This window comes from Pseudomonas marginalis, assembly GCF_008692035.1.
In the GTDB taxonomy this organism is placed as follows: Bacteria; Pseudomonadota; Gammaproteobacteria; order Pseudomonadales; family Pseudomonadaceae; genus Aquipseudomonas; species Aquipseudomonas marginalis.
This window is the reverse complement of sequence record NZ_VTFG01000001.1, coordinates 195,748-214,799: the sequence shown is the minus strand read 5'-3', so window position 1 is coordinate 214,799 and position 19,052 is coordinate 195,748. Positions and strand designations below refer to the sequence as shown.

At 60.7% G+C, this 19,052-nt stretch carries 10 protein-coding genes; 7 read left to right on the top strand and 3 right to left on the bottom strand.

What is annotated here, in order from left to right; all coding sequences use genetic code 11:
- Nucleotides 1–11 precede the first annotated feature (11 nt).
- From FX984_RS00880 to FX984_RS00870, 3 genes are all read left to right on the top strand, one after another.
- Nucleotides 12–3,191 carry an efflux RND transporter permease subunit gene (locus FX984_RS00880; RefSeq protein WP_027605655.1) on the top strand — a complete coding sequence of 1,060 codons (3,180 nt, stop codon included), beginning with the start codon at nt 12–14 and terminating at the stop codon, nt 3,189–3,191.
- Nucleotides 3,188–4,603, top strand: coding sequence for an efflux transporter outer membrane subunit (locus FX984_RS00875; RefSeq protein WP_027605654.1), 1,416 nt, complete (start codon nt 3,188–3,190; stop codon nt 4,601–4,603). The genes FX984_RS00880 and FX984_RS00875 overlap by 4 nt, the downstream gene beginning before the upstream one ends.
- 300 nt (nt 4,604–4,903) lie before the next feature.
- Complete coding sequence (locus FX984_RS00870) at nt 4,904–6,151, top strand: MFS transporter (RefSeq protein WP_223841578.1); 1,248 nt, start codon at nt 4,904–4,906, stop codon at nt 6,149–6,151.
- Between the two features lie 107 nt (nt 6,152–6,258).
- On the opposite strand, the gene FX984_RS00865 is transcribed toward FX984_RS00870, so the two are convergent.
- Together FX984_RS00865 and FX984_RS00860 are read right to left on the bottom strand one after the other, a co-directional pair.
- Nucleotides 6,259–10,095 carry a hypothetical protein gene (locus FX984_RS00865; RefSeq protein WP_146476471.1) on the bottom strand — a complete coding sequence of 1,279 codons (3,837 nt, stop codon included), beginning with the start codon at nt 10,093–10,095 and terminating at the stop codon, nt 6,259–6,261.
- A 100-nt stretch (nt 10,096–10,195) separates the two neighbouring features.
- Nucleotides 10,196–11,212: an AraC family transcriptional regulator gene (locus FX984_RS00860; RefSeq protein WP_027607883.1), complete on the bottom strand. Its 1,017-nt coding sequence runs from the start codon at nt 11,210–11,212 to the stop codon at nt 10,196–10,198.
- A 168-nt stretch (nt 11,213–11,380) separates the two neighbouring features.
- On the opposite strand from FX984_RS00860, the gene efeU reads away from it, so the two are divergent.
- Genes efeU through efeO (FX984_RS00840) form a run of 4 tightly spaced genes read left to right on the top strand, consistent with a single transcriptional unit; the run spans nt 11,381 to nt 15,602 of the window.
- Entirely contained in the window at nt 11,381–12,226 is an 846-nt protein-coding gene (efeU, locus tag FX984_RS00855) for an iron uptake transporter permease EfeU (RefSeq protein ID WP_027607884.1), read from the top strand.
- 10 nt (nt 12,227–12,236) lie between these two features.
- Nucleotides 12,237–13,439: an iron uptake system protein EfeO gene (gene efeO, locus FX984_RS00850; RefSeq protein ID WP_027607885.1), complete on the top strand. Its 1,203-nt coding sequence runs from the start codon at nt 12,237–12,239 to the stop codon at nt 13,437–13,439.
- A gap of 14 nt (nt 13,440–13,453) precedes the next feature.
- Complete coding sequence (efeB, locus tag FX984_RS00845; RefSeq protein WP_146476473.1) at nt 13,454–14,758, top strand: iron uptake transporter deferrochelatase/peroxidase subunit; 1,305 nt, start codon at nt 13,454–13,456, stop codon at nt 14,756–14,758.
- A 25-nt stretch (nt 14,759–14,783) separates the two neighbouring features.
- Complete coding sequence (efeO, locus tag FX984_RS00840; RefSeq protein ID WP_027607887.1) at nt 14,784–15,602, top strand: iron uptake system protein EfeO; 819 nt, start codon at nt 14,784–14,786, stop codon at nt 15,600–15,602.
- Nucleotides 15,603–15,638: 36 nt separating this feature from the next.
- On the opposite strand, the gene FX984_RS00835 is transcribed toward efeO (FX984_RS00840), so the two are convergent.
- Nucleotides 15,639–19,037 carry a hypothetical protein gene (locus FX984_RS00835; protein ID WP_146476474.1) on the bottom strand — a complete coding sequence of 1,133 codons (3,399 nt, stop codon included), beginning with the start codon at nt 19,035–19,037 and terminating at the stop codon, nt 15,639–15,641.
- Nucleotides 19,038–19,052: the final 15 nt, after the last annotated feature.

The following is a 19,052-nucleotide window of genomic DNA, read 5'->3' as shown; positions in this document are numbered from 1 at the left end:
TACGACTCAAGATGAATTTTTCCAAGTTCTTCATTTCACGGCCGATCTTCGCAGCGGTGCTGTCGCTGCTGATCCTGATCGCCGGTGCGATCTCGCTGTTCCAATTGCCGATCAGCGAATACCCGGAAGTCGTGCCGCCGACCGTGGTGGTACGCGCCAACTTCCCGGGCGCCAACCCCAAGGTCATCGGTGAAACCGTGGCCGCGCCGCTGGAGCAAGCCATCACCGGCGTCGAGGGCATGCTGTACATGTCCTCGCAATCGACGGCCGACGGCAAGCTGACCCTGACCATCACCTTCGCCCTGGGCACCGACCTGGACAATGCGCAGGTGCAGGTGCAAAACCGGGTGACACGGACTCAGCCAAAACTGCCTGAGGAAGTGACGCGCATCGGTATCACCGTGGACAAGGCCTCCCCCGACCTGACCATGGTGGTGCACTTGACCTCCCCGGATCAGCGCTACGACATGCTGTACCTGTCCAACTACGCGATCCTCAATATCAAGGATGAACTGGCCCGCCTGGGCGGCGTCGGCGACGTGCAGTTGTTCGGCATGGGCGACTACTCCCTGCGTGTCTGGCTGGATCCGAACAAGACCGCCTCGCGCAACCTGACTGCGACCGATGTGGTCACCGCGATCCGCGAGCAGAACCGCCAGGTGGCAGCCGGTGCCCTGGGCGCCCAGCCTGCACCGTCGGACACCAGCTTCCAGTTGTCGGTGAACACCCAGGGCCGCCTGGTCACCGAGGAAGAGTTCGAGAACATTGTGATCCGCGCCGGCGCCAACGGTGAAATCACGCGCCTCAGGGACATCGCCCGGGTCGAGTTGGGGTCGAGCCAATACGCGCTGCGCTCGCTGATCGATAACCAGCCGGCCGTCGCAATTCCGATTTTCCAACGCCCCGGCTCCAATGCCATCGACATCTCCAACGATGTGCGCGCCAAGATGGCCGAGCTGAAAAAGAGCTTCCCGGCCGGCATGGATTACCGCATCGCCTATGACCCGACGATCTTTGTGCGCGGTTCCATCGAAGCGGTGGTGCACACCCTGTTCGAAGCGCTGATCCTTGTGGTGCTGGTGGTGATCCTGTTCCTGCAGACCTGGCGCGCCTCGATCATTCCGTTGGTGGCGGTGCCGGTCTCGTTGATCGGGACCTTTGCGGTGATGCACCTGTTCGGCTTCTCCCTCAACGCGCTGTCGCTGTTCGGATTGGTACTGGCCATCGGTATCGTGGTGGACGACGCTATCGTGGTGGTGGAGAACGTCGAACGTAATATCGAGCTGGGCCTGGAGCCGTTCCCGGCGACTGAAAAAGCCATGAGCGAAGTGACCGGCCCGATCATCGCCACGGCGCTGGTGCTGTGTGCGGTGTTCATTCCAGCGGCGTTTATCAGTGGCTTGACCGGGCAGTTCTACAAACAGTTCGCCTTGACCATTGCGATCTCGACGGTGATCTCGGCGTTTAACTCGCTGACCCTGTCCCCTGCCCTGGCCGCCGTGTTGCTGCGCGGTCACGATGCACCGAAGGATCGTTTCTCGAAGGTCCTCGACAAGCTCCTCGGTGGCTGGCTGTTCCGTCCCTTCAACCGCTTTTTCGAAAAGTCCAGCCATGGCTACGTGGGTACCGTACGCCGGGTGATTCGCGGCACGGGCATTGCCCTGTTCGTGTACGCCGGCCTGATGGTGCTGACCTTCTTCGGGTTTGCCCACACCCCGACCGGTTTCGTACCGGCCCAGGACAAGCAATATCTGGTGGCCTTCGCCCAACTGCCCGATGCTGCGAGCCTGGACCGCACCGAAAACGTGATGAAGCGCATGTCGGAGATCGCCCTGAAGCAGCCCGGTGTGGAAGCTGCGATTGCGTTCCCCGGCCTGTCGATCAACGGGTTCACCAACAGCCCGAACAGCGGCATCGTGTTCGTGACCTTGAAGCCGTTCGATGAGCGTAAAGACCCGAGCATGTCTGCCGGTGCGATTGCCGGTGCGCTGAACGGCCAGTACGCCAACATCGAAGAAGCCTACATGGCGATCTTCCCACCGCCGCCGGTACAGGGCCTGGGCACCATCGGCGGGTTCCGCCTGCAGATCGAAGACCGTGGCAACCTGGGCTATGACGAGCTGTACAAAGAAGTGCAGAACGTCATCACCAAGAGCCGTGGCGTGCCCGAGTTGTTCGGCCTGTTCACCAGCTACACGGTCAACGTGCCCCAGGTCGATGCCGCCATCGACCGCGAAAAGGCCAAGACCCACGGCGTGGCGATCAGCGACATCTTCGACACCCTGCAGGTCTACCTGGGTTCCTTGTATGCCAACGACTTCAACCGCTTCGGGCGTACCTACCAGGTCAACGTGCAGGCTGAACAACAGTTCCGCCAGGACGCCGACCAGATCGGCCAGCTGAAAGTACGCAACAACAAGGGCGAGATGATCCCGCTGGCGACCTTTATCAAGGTCAGCGACACCTCGGGGCCGGACCGCGTGATGCACTACAACGGCTTTATCACTGCCGAAATCAACGGCAACGCGGCGCCGGGCTACAGCTCCGGCCAGGCCCAGGCGGCGATTGAAAAACTGTTGAAGGATGAACTGCCCAACGGCATGACCTACGAGTGGACCGACCTGACCTATCAGCAAATCCTCTCGGGCAACACCGCGCTGTTCGTGTTCCCGCTCTGCGTACTGCTGGCGTTCCTGGTCCTGGCCGCCCAATACGAAAGCTGGAGCCTGCCGCTGGCGGTGATCCTGATCGTCCCGATGACGCTGCTGTCGGCCATTACCGGGGTGATCATCTCGGGTAGCGACAACAACATCTTCACCCAGATCGGCCTGATCGTACTGGTGGGCCTGGCGTGCAAGAACGCGATTCTGATCGTCGAGTTCGCCAAGGACAAACAGCAGGAAGGCCTCGACCCGCTCGCTGCGGTACTGGAAGCCTGCCGCCTGCGTCTGCGGCCGATCCTGATGACCTCGTTCGCCTTCATCATGGGTGTGGTGCCACTGGTGTTGTCCAGCGGCGCCGGTGCCGAGATGCGTCATGCCATGGGCGTGGCGGTGTTCTCCGGGATGATCGGGGTGACCTTCTTCGGTCTGTTGCTGACACCAGTGTTCTACGTACTGATCCGTCGCTATGTGGAGCGCAGCGAAGCGCGCAAAGCGGCCAAGGCCTTGAAGCTGGAGACACAGCAATGAGTGTGAAAGTATTCCTGCCGAGCTTGCTGGTCCTGGCGCTGAGCGCCTGTGCCGTGGGCCCGGACTACAAGACCCAGACCCCGGAGGCGGCGAACATCACCGCCGCCGCGGACGCCAAGCAGTATGACCACGCCAAGTTCGAAGGCATCTGGTGGCAGCAGTTCGACGACCCGACCCTCAACCAGCTGGTCACGCAATCGCTGCAAGGTAACCGTGATCTGCGCGTGGCGTTTGCCCGTCTGCGTGCTGCCCGTGCAATCCGCGATGACGCCAGCAATGACGCCATGCCGACGATTACCAGCCGCGTCAGCAGCGACCAGGGCAAGGGCCAGATCCCCGGCCAGACCACCAGCCGGGTCAAGACCGAGCGGTACGACCTGGGCCTGGACATGGCCTGGGAACTGGACCTGTTCGGGCGCATCCAGCGCAACCTGGAAGCCACCGATGCCGACCAGCAAGCCGCCGAGGCCGACCTGTACCAACTGCAAGTCACCCTGATTGCCGAACTGGTAGACGCCTACGGTCAACTGCGCGGCGCGCAACTGCGTGAACGCATCGCTCTCGACAACCTGAAGAACCAGCAGGACTCGCGCACCATCACCGTCAGCCTGCGGGATGCCGGTGTGGGTGACCAACTCGACGTGGAGCGCGCCGACGCACGCCTCGCCGCAGTGGAAGCCAGCGTGCCGCAACTGCAGGCCGAACAGGTGCGCGAGCGCAACCGCATCGCCACCCTCCTCGGCCAGCGTCCCGACAAGCTGACCGTGGACCTGAGCCCGAAAGACCTGCCGGCGATTGCCAAGGCGTTGCCGATCGGCGACCCGGGGCAACTGCTGCAACGGCGCCCGGACATCCTCAGCGCCGAACGCAAACTGGCCGCCGCCACCGCGCGCATCGGCGTGGCCAAGGCCGACCTGTTCCCACGGGTCAGCCTCAGCGGCTTCCTCGGCTTCACCGCCGGGCGCGGTTCGCAGATCGGCTCATCCGCCGCGAATGCCTGGGCCCTTGGCCCGAGCATCACCTGGGCCGCCTTCGACCTGGGCAGCGTCCGCGCCCGTCTGCGGGGTGCAGACGCCGAAGCCGATGGCGCCCTGGCGACCTACGAGCAGCAAGTACTGCTGGCGCTGGAAGAGTCCGAAAATGCCTTCAGCGATTACGGCAAGCGTCAGCAACGCCTGGTCTCGCTGATCCGCCAAAGCGAATCCAGCCGCGCCGCCGCCGACCTCGCCGCGATCCGCTACCGCGAAGGCACCGTGGACTTCCTCGTCCTGCTCGACGCGCAACGTGAGCGTCTGGCCGCCGAAGATTCCCAGGCCCAGGCCGAAGTGGACCTGTATCGCGGGATTGTGGCGATCTACAAGGCGCTGGGGGGTGGCTGGAAGCCGGACACCGTCGTGGCGACTGCCCAGTAACGTAAAGAGCTCCTTTGGTTGGTCGCATCCAGCCAATTTTTAGCCCCGTAGCCTATTTGGTTATGGGGCTTTTTTTGTTTGGAGCGTCCTAAAATGTTGAAAGTTACTTCTGTAAGCGAAACAAGAAGTCCTTCGTAGGTCACTTCCTAATACCGCGCTGCGCCTGGCAATCAGGAGTACATGCTTTTTATTGCGGCTGCCATTTCTTCTACAACACAGAAAATGAGGCCTTCTAAAACAAATGCATGCACCTTAAACTTTAAATATCGTCAGCTTAAAAAGACAGATATTTAAATAAAAATGAGCACCCTGAACCCACTCAAAAACAAGCACGATAACCTATATTACTCCTTATCAATTTTTATGAACCTGGATGTCCAAAGAAGCCTGTTTGTCCTTTACCTGCTGCAACTTGGAATCACACAAGGAGAAATAGGCATTCTTCAATCTTTTTTATTCTTCTCTTCCGTAGCGTTAGAAATCCCATCCGGTTTGCTCGCAGATCGATATGGTCGTAAATGTTCTCTCATACTCGGCTTTTTAGGGCTATTTATAAGCGGCATTGGATTTCTGCTATTTTCCTCCTTTATTCCTTTCGCCATAATATTTTGTCTGTTCGGCGCCAGCATTGCCATGGGCTCCGGTTCGGACAGGGCATTACTGTATGATAACTTACTGGCCCAGCATCGCGCCGAAGAGTATCCTAAAATACTCTCACGCACCCGCGCTATTGGTGCGATTTCATTAGGCTTATCTATGCTGCTTGGTGGCGTATTACAAGACACATGGTCTTGGAACAGTGTTTATATTTGTTTTGCGGTATCAAAGCTCATTGGAGCTGTTGTTGTGACATTCATTCCCGAAATGAAGCTCCCGGCGCTCTCACTGAACTTGAATAAAAAAAGTCAGAAAAGTAATGAAAAAACGGAGGGACATCTCACCTCGCTGATTATTTTTTTTCGGTCTAAAAAAGGCGCATTTCTTATACCTTTGTTTATTGGATATGCTTTATTCGAGCTTTCAACGATCCCCTTGTTCATCTATGGCCAACCCTTTTTTTCCATGCAGGGTTTAGAGGTACCTATCATCGCTGGCATTTATGCTGCTGTTGAAGCCCTATCGGCATTAATGTTCATGGCTGCTGGCTTTTTTTGTTCTCGTTTTTCTCTCGGCATAATTGCTTTCTCTACCACCCTTATTGCCACCTTTCTTCTTTTCATTCTTTCATTGAATATCGGTACAACCACTTCAGTCGCAAGCTTCCTTCTAATCATGTCGCTCCCTGCCATATATGAAACCTCATACGAAACCTATATTCATGACAATATTGAGTCACACATCCGAGCATCGTGTCTCTCTGTTGCGAACCTGGTTAACTCAGTTATTATCGGCATCTCCTATACTGTTTTCGGCGGTTTGCTGGATGCATATGGTTTTTCGGTGACGTTGATCATCGTTGCAGTCTCCTGTTTTGTTGGTTTATTGGGTGTAAGTACAACATTGCTGTCAAGTGGGCAAAAAGACCATTTAAAAAAACAAGAAGCTTGAATCGTCCCAGGTTTTCCACGGGGCCGTCGAGTCGTTGAACTATCGTGGTTTTAAACGGCAAATCTCAGCCACGCCGTTGCTTCCCCAAGTGCATTCAAACATGCGCTTCAGTGCCACTTGAACACCTCTTGAACAACATCGCTGACAGACCGTGGAGCATGAGGCCCGTGCCCGCCCGGCCGGGGAAGCCGCTCCAGCACCTGGACGATTTTGCCGGTCTGATCATGGCGTACCAGTACAAAACGCGGCAAGGGAGCGCTGCTGACTGCACGCTTGCGAATAATCCTGACGGGCAAGTGTTCGGTAATGACACCACCTGTGGCCTTGGCTTTTTCCAACGCCTGTTGAATCGCTTTCACATTTTCCTCGTACAACGGCCGGTTGTTTTTAGCCTGGTCCAGCAACGCAATGCCGAACAGGGTCGAGTCGGCGTTATGCGCCTGGGGCGCCTTGGCGAACAAGCTCAAGGTCGCCTCCTTCACCTCGTCACCCAAGTGGCGAAAGTGCTTGGGGTCCGTGGTGTTCCCCAGGTTGAGCAGGTCTGCAATGTCCTCGCGTCCGCCTTTGATCGCGCCGGAATAGACATAATCCTCATCACCGGGAAAACCATGGGCCTGCTCATGGATCAGTGTGTTGGCCATGGCATCGTCGCTACTCCCCATGCTGCGGTAATAGTCCGTGGCGCCGTTCACATTCACCTCTATGTATTTTTCCTGGCGATAGCCTGCTTTGTAACGGCTATAGGACGACGGCAGGAGCTGGGCCTGCCACTCCGAGCCTTCGTTTTCGAGGAAGTTGATGTTGGAAAGATCCAGCTTGTCCAAGTCCACTTTCATGGTGCGCTGCTTGCGTGTAAAGGCAGCCACGACCTCCTCGGAATCCGCGCCGAAGAAGGTTTTGCACACGAATTTGAGGTCTTTCTCGAACTCAGGATCAGACAACGCACTCAAGGCACCATGGAGTCGCTCCCGGGCGATGGGCAGTGCTCGTTCAATGGCTTGGCGGCTTTGCTCAAGAGGGCTTGTCGCGGCGGGCGCTTCGGCGGTCTCCAGGGTGGGCAGTCGAGCCGGGTCGTGCGGACGCGGTTGCTCACCGTCAACGGAAGGCCTGCGCATTTTCCGGGGACGCTCGGTGGCAAAAGGCGGCGCGCCCAGTTGCTCCTTCATCGCGGTCTTCCAGGTCGCACGGAGCTCCCCCAGCGGCCTGCCAAGACGAAAAACAGGGCGGCTGCTCAACCATTCGTAGCCTGCCTGTAACGGCTGCTCCAAACCCGCAACAGGGTTGAACAGGTTATTGCTCAGCGCACCAAACGCTCTGGTGGCCGCCGACATCTTGGACAAGGCAGTCTCTGCCCGACTGACAGCCTGCGCCCCTTCCACAACCTCGCCAGCGACCACGGAGCCAATCATCACGGCGTCGAGCGCACAGCCGGTGAGCGCGCCCAGCTCGGTCTTCACGCGCCCGGAGGCGATGTCGTCGTAGCATCCCTTGAACGGAATAAGCAGGTCTTCAATGGTCTTGACCGCTTCCTGCGTGCGCGCCTCGAAACGCTCACGCGGCGTCGTGCCCATGGCGGAGTCCAGGAGTTCCTGGCGATTGAGCACCAGGTCATGGCGCCGCACATAGGCGGCAAAATCCCTGGTTTTCTGCGAAAAGTATCCGCCGTCTGCCAATGATCCGCGCCCGCTGCCGGCCGGCAGGGTCTCGCGCAGGGCCCGTATCTGTACCTGGGACTCCCTGGCCCCATGGCCGTCCGCGTGGGATTGCAGTTTCGTCACCCACACACGGGGCACCTGCGCTTCGCCTCGGGCCAGTGCCTTGAGGAAATCGGGACGCTCGAAGTACTCGCCCCTCAAGGGCCAAAACTCAAAACATTTCGCATTGTCACCCTGTCCCGCCTGGACGATAAAACCATAGCGCCCCTTTACCCGCTCCGTTTGTTCCGCCGCACCGCTGATGGCCTTTCCTTCGGCGGTGATGGACTCGCCCTCGACCCGGTAAAACGTCAGTTCTTCTCGCTCCAGCAGCTGTCGGTCCTGATAGGGCATTTTGCTGAACAGGTCCTTGAGACATGTGGTGATGGCTGAGGTGAACGTGTCGACCTCCGACTTTACCGAGCGGTCGAGCATGTCTTTGGTAAACCGAAGCCGATTAAAACCCGCCTGCAGGTCGGCGAGCTCTCTACCTATGTCTGCCGTAGTCCCGCCAAAGGGGCCGTTGGCCACTTTTTGCGCATACCCACCGTTCTTCAACGCCCCCATCATATGCAGGTCGATCAAGCTCAATTCATGGGAGGGATCAGCCATGAAAAAAGGCATCGGATAGGTATCTCTCTGCACGGGCTTATCCAAGTCCCGCCCTGGGAACACCGCCTTGAGGTCCGCCTGGGCCAAGGCTCTGCGCGTCACGGGAGGGGTCTGCAGGACCGCAGTGGCCTTTTGAGTGGTCTCGATATAGTCCTTGTATTTGCCCGCGCTCTTGCGCAGATCTTCCACGGTGTAACGGTCATCGGCACGGCCCGCGATCACGCCATTGAGCACGCCCCAATCCAGCAACGCATCTGCCTCGGCTGCCTGGAACAACGGCACCAGTGGGGGTGCCGGAGGCTGGAGAGCCGCGCGTTCCAGCACCTGAGCATAGGTCAGGGTCCGACTCGATCCTGGCGCGTGGGCTTCAAGCAGGGCAACGGTTTTCCTCAACACCAGCCAGGCGGGAGAACCGATATGCACGGTGTCGGGGATATCCCGCACCAGAAATTCCGGCGCGACAGTCGCCAGGAATAGATGGCTGACAACCTCCACGGCGTCCGGACTCACGCCTTTGCGGTGCACCAGGTGCATGTGCAGGTCTTCGCGGGCATCGGCCATCTTGAGCCCGGCATTTTGCAGCGAGTACAGGTCATACCCCGCCACGTGATTTCTCTGCTGCCCCAGGTGCGGATCAATACGCAACAGATGGGCGGTAACCTGCAACTGATTGAGCTGCTGTTTGCGCCAACCATCGTGGGGAGCGTTCAGCCCTTCCAGCAAGCGGTGCTGGCGGTACACATTGAGATTCTTCTGGCTGCGTAACCGCCCAAGGATGTGCGCATCGACGTCTCCGGAAAGAGGCGGCTGCTTATCCAGCCACTGCGGGCCGACGAAGCGTTCAAAGGACCCAACCAGCGTTTGGCGGTCTTGCTGGCTGAGTTTCAGCGGCGAGTCCAGCGCCAGCCAGGGCCCGGTATAGTTGCCCATCGGCGGGCTGGAGGGAAGCGGATGGCGCTGCCAGCCAATCAGGTTGCGAATGACCTTGGCCGAGCGCGGGACATCCTGCCCGTCGGCGTTGGGCAGCGTCACGCGCAGCATCTGCAATGCATCGACTTCGCCCGTGGAGTGCAGAATATGTCCGGTGGTTTGCGCCATATCCAACAGCGTGTCGAAGCGTTTCTTCAAGCCTGGCCGGGCGGATACAGAGTCGCTCAAATCGATCCAGCGCCCTGCACTGTCCAATACCTCCAAGCGTCCATCGAAGATGCGTAGATGGGCAGTCTGGCTGTCGATTCCATATTTTTCCAAGGCCGCCTGCATGCCGGGACGATTTGCCAAAGCGGCCAGGGCCTTGCGCCCACGCTGTACATCGGTCGCCAGCGTGGATCTCGTGACGCTTGAAAAGCGGATCTCGGCGAGGTCGATAGTGTCCTGATCCGCCTTGCCCTGCACGTGGTGCTCCAGGGCAGCGATCCAGCGTTCCTTATTTCTGGCTTCCAGTATCGCCGTGTCGAGCAGGGCTTGCGAAAAATCGCTGATGCCCTGCAATTGGCCTGGAATGTGATGAACCAGTGTCGAAGGGCGCAGCAAAGGCTCCGGACGGATGACCTCTGGGGAACGATCTGGCTGAATCCCGGCGGCCGTGGATGGCAAACCCACTGCAACAGGTTCAGGCGTAGCAACGACCTTGGACATCAGGAGAACTCGCTTTCACGATTGAAGAGTGTCTACCCTGCCCCGGAACACGAATGGATGGGATCGGAAAAGTCCTGGCCGCCAGCAGCCTGTGCGCGACTCAACGAGGTTCCCCCAGGATCAAACTTCGGTAATGCCCAGGATTGGACCCCACCCACTTGCGAAACGCCTTATAAAACGAACTGGTATCGGCAAACCCCAACCGCGCCGCGATCTCGGCAAAGCTGATCTGCGGTTCGGCCAGCCAGACAATCGCCAACTCCTTGCGCACGCTGTCCTTGAGTCCCTGGTAGCTCTGCCCTTCTTCCGCCAGGCGGCGGCGCAGCGTGGAAGCGGAGATACACAGCGTGGCCGCAAGGCCCTCGGTCTCAGGCCAGGTGTCGGGAGGCATTTGCCGCAGGTCGTGCTTGATGCGTGTAGCCAGGCTGTCGGGGTTGCGGTATTTGACCAGGATGTTGGCCGGCGCATGGGCGAGGAAGCGCTTGAGTTCTTCCGGGCTGCGCTTGATCGGCAGGTCGAGGCAGTCGGCGGAGAAGATCATCCGCGTGCGTGGCCGATCAAAACGCAGGTTGTCGGAAAACATCACCTGGTAGTCATCGCAAAAGTCCGGCTGCGGGCAGCGCAGTTCGATGGCCAGGATCGGGATGCGCCGGCCTGCCAGCCAGCAGGCGACGCCGTGCACGATCATCCAGTAGGTGAAATAGGTGAATGCGCGCTTGGGCGCTGGCTCGGGTTCTTGCAACACAATTTCCGCCAGGCTCTGTTGGCGCACCAGCTGGGCTGGCAGGTGTTCCAGCATCAGCGAGAGGAACCCCAGGCCGGTGTGCAGGCCCGATGCCAGGCTGGGCTGTGCAATGGCGGCGCGACAAAGGAACTCGAGGCTACCGGACTTGAGCTTGCGCGGGTCCATGCCGAAGAACTCATCGTCCATGCGCCTGGCCAGCAGACGCCACAAACGGGCGTAGGCGGTGGCCGGAACCCGGGCGTCGGGTTGCTCCAGCAATGCTGGATCGATCCCGACCTTGCTCAAGGCTTCGACGGTGGCCGGCCCCGGTGCGCAGCTCTGCAACAAGGCCTCGCGCACGAGATGGATGGAGATGGTGTCTTTTTCCGACATGGGAGGTTGGGCAATCCGGCGGCGCTATCGATGCCGCGCATCATAAGGTGGCTTGCGATTCGCCACCACCGTTCAGCCATTGTTCAGCAAACGTCAAGTTTTCCTGTTTAGCAATGAGTATCATTATGTTACAACTTAGCTTCCTATCTACTTAAGCTGCGGTGCCCGATGCTTGTTCCCTTTTTAATCATGCTGCGCGAAGGCATTGAAGCCGCGCTGATCGTCGGCATCATCGCCAGTTACCTGCAACAAACCGGCCGCGGCCAGTGGATGCCGGCGGTGTGGATCGGCGTGTTCCTCGCCGCGGCCCTGGCCTTGCTGGTGGGCGGTGGCCTGGAACTGGTCAGTGCCGAGTTTCCGCAGAAACAGCAGGAATTGTTCGAAGGCATCGTCGGCCTGGTCGCCGTGGGCATCCTCAGCTCCATGGTGTTCTGGATGCGCAAGGTCGCGCGCTCCATCAAACATTCGCTGCATGCCTCCCTCGATCAGGCGTTGACCGGTTCCAAACACCAGGTCACGGCGTTGATCCTCATGGTGTTCTTCGCCGTCGCTCGTGAAGGCCTGGAAACCGTGTTCTTCCTGCTGGCGGTGTTCCAACAGAGCGAAGGCCCAGGCGCACCGATTGGCGCCCTGCTCGGCCTGGTCCTGGCGATCATCGTCGGCTTCCTGATCTACACCGGCAGCATGCGCCTGAACCTCGGTGCATTTTTCCGCTGGACCGGCCTGTTCATTCTCGTGGTCGCCGCCGGCATCCTCGCCAACTCGGTGCAAGCCCTGCATGAAGCCGGCGTGTGGAACCACTGGCAGACCGTGCTGTTCGATTTCAGCGCCGAGCTGCCGATGGACAGCCCGCTCGGTTCGGTACTGGCCGGCATGTTCGGCTATCAGGAAGCGCCGACCGTCAGCACCCTGGGCGCCTATCTGATGTATCTGGTGGTGGCGCTGGTGATGTTTTTCCTGCCCGCGGCACCGCCCAAGCCTGCCGCCAGCCCTTCTTCCGTTTCCAGCCAGTAAGGACCGTCTCTTGTCCAACCCAACGCCTCAACCCGCTTCGCCCCCCCGCGCCCTGCGCTGGGCGGTAGCCGGCTCGGTGGTCGTGATGATCGCCGCCGGTGGCCTGTTCTATTACGCCTCGCAACTGGCGGCCAGCAAGCGCCAGACCAACCACGATGAAATCGCCGTGACCATCCATGGCCATGCCTGCGAGCCCAATGCACTGACGGTGCCGGCCGGCCGGGCGAGCTTTCGCATCATCAACCGCTCTGACCGGGCGGTGGAGTGGGAAATCCTCGACGGCGTGCTGGTGGTCGAAGAGCGCGAAAACATCGCCCCCGGCCTGAGCCAGGTGATCAACGCCAACCTGCTGCCAGGCGACTATGCAATTACCTGCGGCCTGCTGAGCAACCCGCGCGGCACCCTGCATGTGACGCCAACCGCAGAATCCGACGCACAGGCCAAGGCCAAGCCGTCGATGGTGGCGTTTATCGGCCCGCTGTCGGAGTTTCGCGTGTACCTGAGCAGCCAGGGCAGTGCCCTGGTCAAGGCCGTGACCGCCCTGCAACAGGCGATCGACGCCGGTGACCTGGCTCAGGCGCAAGCGCTGTACGTGCCGGCCCGTGAGGCTTACCAACGCCTGGCCCCGGCCTCGCAGCGCCTGGCCGAGCTGGACAACGCCATCAACGCCCGGGCCGATTACTTTGAAAAACGTGAGCAAGACCCGGCCTTCAGCGGCTTCCATCGCCTCGAATACAGCCTGTTCCAGCAACGCAGCCTTGATGGCCTGGGGCCGATTGCGCAGCGCCTGGTCACCGATGTCACCCGCCTCAAACAGCAGTTGCTGGCGCAGTCACTGCCGCCGGAACAACTGGTGAGCATCGTGGTGCGCAACCTCAACAGCCTGGCGGATGTACGCGCCATCAGCGGTGAAGAAGAGCGCTACAGCCATGTCGACCTGAATGGTTTCGCCGCCAACCTGGAGGCCGCGCACAAGGTGGTCGAACTGATGCGTCCGCTGCTGACCAAGTCCGCCGCCGACCTGCTGCCGACAGTCGACAGCGCCCTCGCCGCCTTCGATGCCGAGCTCCAGGGTTTCAAGCTCGATAAGGGCTACGCCACGTATGACAGCGTTACCGCCGATCAGCGCAAGCAGATCGCCGACAAGGCCAAGGCTCTGGCCGCCGCACTCGATGGAATCGACCCCGCCCTTGGCCTTTCCGGCCTGCAGTGAAGACGACCGCACACATGAGTGATTCAGAACAGTTTTCAGCACAACGTCGCCGTGTCCTCCTGGGCATGGCCGCCACCGGTGCCGCCATTGCCGGCAGCACCCTGACCTGCCCGGCCATGGCGGCCGCCGCCGAGCAAGTCACCACCGCACCGCGCAGCGACAAGACCCAGGACCACCACGATTTTTTCGGCCAGCACCAGAGCGGCATCGTCACCCCACGCCCGGCCTGCGGCATGCTCGTGGCGTTCGACGTCCTGGCCAGCGACCGCGAAGACCTGGAGCGCCTGTTCCGCACCTTGAACGAACGCATCGGCTTCCTGATGACCGGCGGCACCGTACCCCAGGTCGAACCGAAGCTGCCGCCCACCGATTCCGGCATCCTCGGCCCGGTGGTCACGCCGGATAACCTGACCATCACCGTGTCCGTCGGCGCATCGTTGTTCGATGAGCGCTTCGGCCTGGCCGCCGTCAAACCCAAGCGCCTGATCCGCATGGTGGGCTTCCCCAACGATGCGCTGGAACCGGCGCAGTGCCACGGCGACCTGAGCCTGCAATTCAGCTCCAACACCCCGGACACCAATATCCACGCCCTGCGCGACATCGTGAAAAACCTGCCCGACCTGCTGCTGGTGCGCTGGAAGCAGGAAGGCAGCGTGCCGCCCCAGGCACCGGCCAAACCCGGCGAACCGGCACAAAGCGCGCGCAACTTCCTGGGTTTCCGCGACGGCTCGGCCAACCCCAACTCCAACGACAACAAGGCCATGGACCAGATTGTGTGGGTCCAACCCGGCAGCGACGAACCGAGCTGGGCGGCCCATGGCAGCTACCAGGCGGTGCGCATCATCCGCAACTTCGTCGAACGCTGGGACCGCACGCCCCTGCAGGAGCAGGAAAGCATCATCGGCCGTGTGAAGACCAGCGGCGCGCCCATGGATGGCCAGAAAGAATCCCAGGTGCCCGACTACAGCAAGGACCCGGAAGGCAAGCTGACCAAGCTCGATGCCCATATCCGCCTGGCCAACCCGCGCACCCCGCAGACCCAGGCCAACCTGATCCTGCGTCGGCCGTTCAACTACTCCAACGGCGTCAATAAAAACGGTCAGCTGGACATGGGGCTGTTATTCATCTGCTACCAGGCTGACCTGGAGAAAGGCTTTATCAGCGTGCAAACCCGGCTCAACGGCGAACCCCTGGAGGAATACCTCAAGCCGGTCGGCGGCGGGTATTTCTTCACCTTGCCGGGGGTCACCGGACCTAAGGATTTCATCGGGCGCACGCTGCTCGCTGCAACGCCTTTTCAAACCACTGCCCACACCTAAAACAAACCAGAGCGGAACACGTCCCATGAAGAAGTCGACTATCGCGTTGTCGTTGTTAATGACCCTTTCGCCGCTGGCAGCGTTTGCCGCTACCGCGCCGTTGGACCTGGTAGGCCCGGTGTCGGACTACAAGATCTACGTCACCGAAGAAATCGGCGAGCTGGTCACCCAGACCCAGGCGTTCACCGACGCCATCAACCAAGGCGACCTGGCCACCGCCAAGAAGCTCTACGCGCCGACCCGCGTGCACTATGAGTCCATCGAGCCGATCGCCGAGCTGTTCAGCGACCTGGATGCGTCCATTGACTCCCGGGTCGATGACCACGAAAAAGGCGTGACCGCCGAAGACTTCACCGGTTTCCACCGCATCGAGTACGCGCTGTTCTCCCAGAACACCACCAAAGGCCTGGAAGCCCTGACGGCCAAGCTCAACACTGACGTCAACGACCTGAAAACCCGTGTCGACGGCCTGACCTTCCCGCCGGAGAAAGTCGTCGGCGGTGCCGCTGCGTTGCTGGAAGAAGTTGCCGCCACCAAGATCTCCGGTGAAGAAGACCGCTACAGCCACACCGACCTGTATGATTTCCAGGGCAACATCGACGGTGCGAAGAAAATCGTCGACCTGTTCCGTGGCCAGATCGAGAAACAGGACAAGGCTTTCCTGGCCAAGGTCGACAAGAACTTCGCCAGCGTGGACAAGATCCTGGCCAAGTACAAGACCAAGGACGGCGGCTTCCAGACCTACGACAAGGTCAAGGAAAACGACCGCAAGGCGCTGGTAGGTCCGGTCAACACCCTGGCCGAAGACCTGTCGACCCTGCGCGGCAAGCTGGGCCTGAACTGATACGGCCTCCCGCGCCTGGCGCGGGAGGTCGTCGGCTCAACGGGTTGGCTGGAAGCCGTTCAGTGGCGTGCCGAAAGGCGTGCCGCTGCGCGGGTCAATCGCATACCAGCGGCCGTTGTATGGCGTGGCGTGCACGTCAACCTCCCGATAACGCCCCGCCTTGCCCGCTGTCGGTGTCACCACGGGCGCCTCCGTGCCGCTCGCCTGCCCGGCTGCAATCAGCAGATACGCACGCAACTTCTCCTCGGCGGTCACCAGATGCGGGACCGTCTTGCCCCACTTCATTGCCCCACCCGCCAGCAACGCCGGCAGTTTTACCAGTCCCTTGGTCGCGGCATTGATCATCTGCGGGTAACCATCCAGCGGGTTCAGCGCCGCACTGGTAAACAAACCGGACTGCTTGATGAAGTCAAATGCTCGATCGCTGAAACTCGCTCCAGCTTTCACCTGGGGCACTGCAATCGCCGATGGCTTGAGTCGTGTAACAAGCTGGGTCAGGCGGCTGGGCACCAGGGCCCTGGCCGAGCGGATCAGCGCCCGGGCCTGGCTACCCGCACCAATGGCCACGCCGACTACATCCAGTGCCAGGTTGGCCAGACCTGCGCTGATATTGCCTTGTTTGAACTCCTGATACGCCCCCACGAACGGCACGAACCCCAGTAGAAAGGCATGATCGCGTGCCCGCGCTTCACGGTGCTTCTCCAGCGGCAGTGACTCGCTTGCGCGTTGCAACATGCTTTCGGCGGGCTCGTAAAAGTTGTCCTGGGCGATCCTGTTGACGATGCTCGCTGTTTTTCGCGAACTGTAGGTGTCCGGGACGAACGATTCCGGCGTATGGCTGGGCGGTAATTCTCGCGCAGCAAATGCGCCGCCCAACGCCGACACGATCACCGCCTGGAATGCTGGGTTGGGATCAGGATGGGAACCGTTGGCATAGGCGTCCAAATCAAGGTTCATCTGCGCGCCGCGTACCACCGGTAAATACACCGGGCCATGGGGTGATGGAAAACCCTCGCGGTGAATGACGCCGTCGAGCTCCATCGCGTCGGGTAGATCCGTACGCTTGATGATCTTGCCGTTGGCGAACACCTCGAAATGCACGACCGTGGGTCCATGCTCAACGCGCATCAGGGTGCCGTGGCGCGCCCTGCTGGCGTCTTTGAGTGCGTCGGTCTCCTCGGCCTGGATCTTCCCGGTTTCCCGGCGCAAGGTGAACAGTTCGACCTTGCCCAGTTCAAGCAACTTGCGATCCTCCAGAGGCAACTCGGCAAACATCAGCTTAAGCTTGGTGGCGTACGCGTCCTGGAGCTTTTTCCGGTGCTGGAGCACCGAGTTTTCCAGCAACTTATCCAGCTCGGGCAGACGGCGAATACGTGTATCGAGCCTGGCCCGCGCCGCCTCGGTTACCTGGGGTGCCCGCGCGTGCTGGTAAGGCGTTTTCGCCGTCGCGGGGAAAGCAGGCATGTCGTCACTGAGCACCCATTTGCCCGGTGCCAGGTCGCCGGTCATATAGGTCTCCACCAACGAGCGGGTGCGCGGTTCCGAGACCGGCAGGTTGCGACGATCCTCTGCACTGGCCACATGCACGGTCATGCCTTCCAGTTCGGCCTGGGTGATACCAGGAAACACGCGCAGCAATTCCTTGATCGCCAGCGCCTTGCGCGTCGGCAGTTCACTGCTCGCAGTCGTGAAGGCGGTGGCGACGTCTTCACGCTGGCGGAAAAATACCCGCGCAGCCTCCTGGATATCCCCCGACGAGTATCCACTGTCACTGCGCTGCCTGATACAGCCGTTCAACACCCCCCAATCAGCGATGACTTTCAAGGCATTGAGTTGCATCAGCGTCGCCTGCGCGTCACTGACGGGTTCCAGGGTGGTCAAGTCGGTGACCTGCTGTTCATTCATCATCCTCGACGTCCCTGGCGCATTGTGATCGGCCAATGCGCAGCCCAGGCGCAGCTCCATCCAGGCCGGCGTGCCGATACTCACGGACTCGGGCACATCGCGCACGAGCATTTCCGGCGCCGCCTGCGCCAGGCACACGTGGGCAGCCAACACCGCCAGCTTGGGGTCCAGGCCTTTGTTGTGCTGAAGGTGGCGCTCGATGTCACGGCGTACCTGACTGAACGAGCGCCCCATGTTCGTCGGCTGGTAGATCGGATAGCCCGCCACTTCCCCGGGCTTGTCGGACATCGAGGGATCGACGTGCAGCTTGATCGCGGCGGTTACCAGTTGCTGGAGCAGCGTCCTGGGCAGCGTCGAGTTAGCGCCCTGGCCCACCTGCCAGCGCAGCGCGCCAGCCATTTGCTCGCCGAACGCCAAGGCATCCGGGCTGTCCAGCAGCCTGTCCAGGTGAGCCTGCGGGTCGGCCTGCAACGCCTGCAATGTGACCCCGGACAATGCGCTGAACCCACGAGCCAGGGGACCGCGCAGGCGGATGTCGGCCATGGTGCCCATGTGCTTTTGATCGTCTGCGGTCAAGGTGCCCGGCTTCCACTCCTGGGGCAACAACGCGCCGTAGTCCCCCAATGGCGGCGGCGTTGGCAAGGCAGTGCGCAACCAGGCAACCAGGTTGCGCGTTTCACTCACGGTACGCGCCGAGCCCAAGCCCTTGAAATCCAGGAGCTGGCGCATGTCGTAGCGTGGCGTCGAGTACAGGGCGTTGCCCAAGGGCACGCTGAGCGCCGCCAGTGCCTCGAACTCATCGTTCAGTTCCGGTACGGCTTCCACGTAGCGGGTCAGATTCACCCAACCGCCTACCGGACTCAGGCGCTCAAGCCTGCCTTCAGACACCCTGAATGGCGCACCGGCCCAGGCGAAGCCCTCCTGCTCCAGCAGGCGAACCATTTGCGGGCACGTGACAAACCGCTGCAAACGCTCCACCGCAGCCTGGCTATGCCGGGGCAATGACGATGCCGGTGAAAGCTCGGTCTCATGATCCGACCAGTCCGTACGCGCAGTGTCCGGCAGTTCTTCAAGTTCTGCTTCAAGGCGATCGGCCAGGGCAAGGCGCTCCTCCAGTTCGCTGATCACTTGCCAGGTCTGCTCAAGGTTGCCGGCAGTGATCTGGCCGACCCCTTGGCGCGGCAGCCACAATGCGTCGTCTGGCCCGATAAAAGGCAGCCCCTGGTCCGAGGGGTCCAGCAGTTCTCGAATCGGCCTCAGGGTGCGGGAAACTTCGTTCCAGCCGGAGTTATCGGTCAGGCTGAATCTGACGGCGCTGCGTACACCATTATGGTTGGCGTAGCCCTCGATATGATCGCGGTGAAAGGTCAGGGTCGCAGGCTCAAGGCGCTGCTCGGCAATCCACTGTTGCAACGCTGGCCGGTTCAGCAGGTGTTGGTACAAGCGCGTTGCCAGGCCCGGACTGCTGTCCGGCGGCACCTCGACCATCGTGTAGCCGCTGCTTTCAGCGGCGGCAACGCGCTCAGCCAACTGAGTGTCGGCGGC

Bases quoted from the DNA above. Each gene is read 5' to 3' on its own strand.
- FX984_RS00880 (WP_027605655.1), top strand. From the start codon at position 12: ATGAATTTTTCCAAGTTCTTCATTTCACGGCCGATCTTCGCAGCGGTG.
- FX984_RS00875 (WP_027605654.1), top strand. From the start codon at position 3,188: ATGAGTGTGAAAGTATTCCTGCCGAGCTTGCTGGTCCTGGCGCTGAGC.
- FX984_RS00870 (WP_223841578.1), top strand. From the start codon at position 4,904: ATGAGCACCCTGAACCCACTCAAAAACAAGCACGATAACCTATATTAC.
- FX984_RS00865 (WP_146476471.1), bottom strand. From the start codon at position 10,095: ATGTCCAAGGTCGTTGCTACGCCTGAACCTGTTGCAGTGGGTTTGCCA.
- FX984_RS00860 (WP_027607883.1), bottom strand. From the start codon at position 11,212: ATGTCGGAAAAAGACACCATCTCCATCCATCTCGTGCGCGAGGCCTTG.
- efeU (WP_027607884.1), top strand. From the start codon at position 11,381: ATGCTTGTTCCCTTTTTAATCATGCTGCGCGAAGGCATTGAAGCCGCG.
- efeB (WP_146476473.1), top strand. From the start codon at position 13,454: ATGAGTGATTCAGAACAGTTTTCAGCACAACGTCGCCGTGTCCTCCTG.
- efeO (WP_027607887.1), top strand. From the start codon at position 14,784: ATGAAGAAGTCGACTATCGCGTTGTCGTTGTTAATGACCCTTTCGCCG.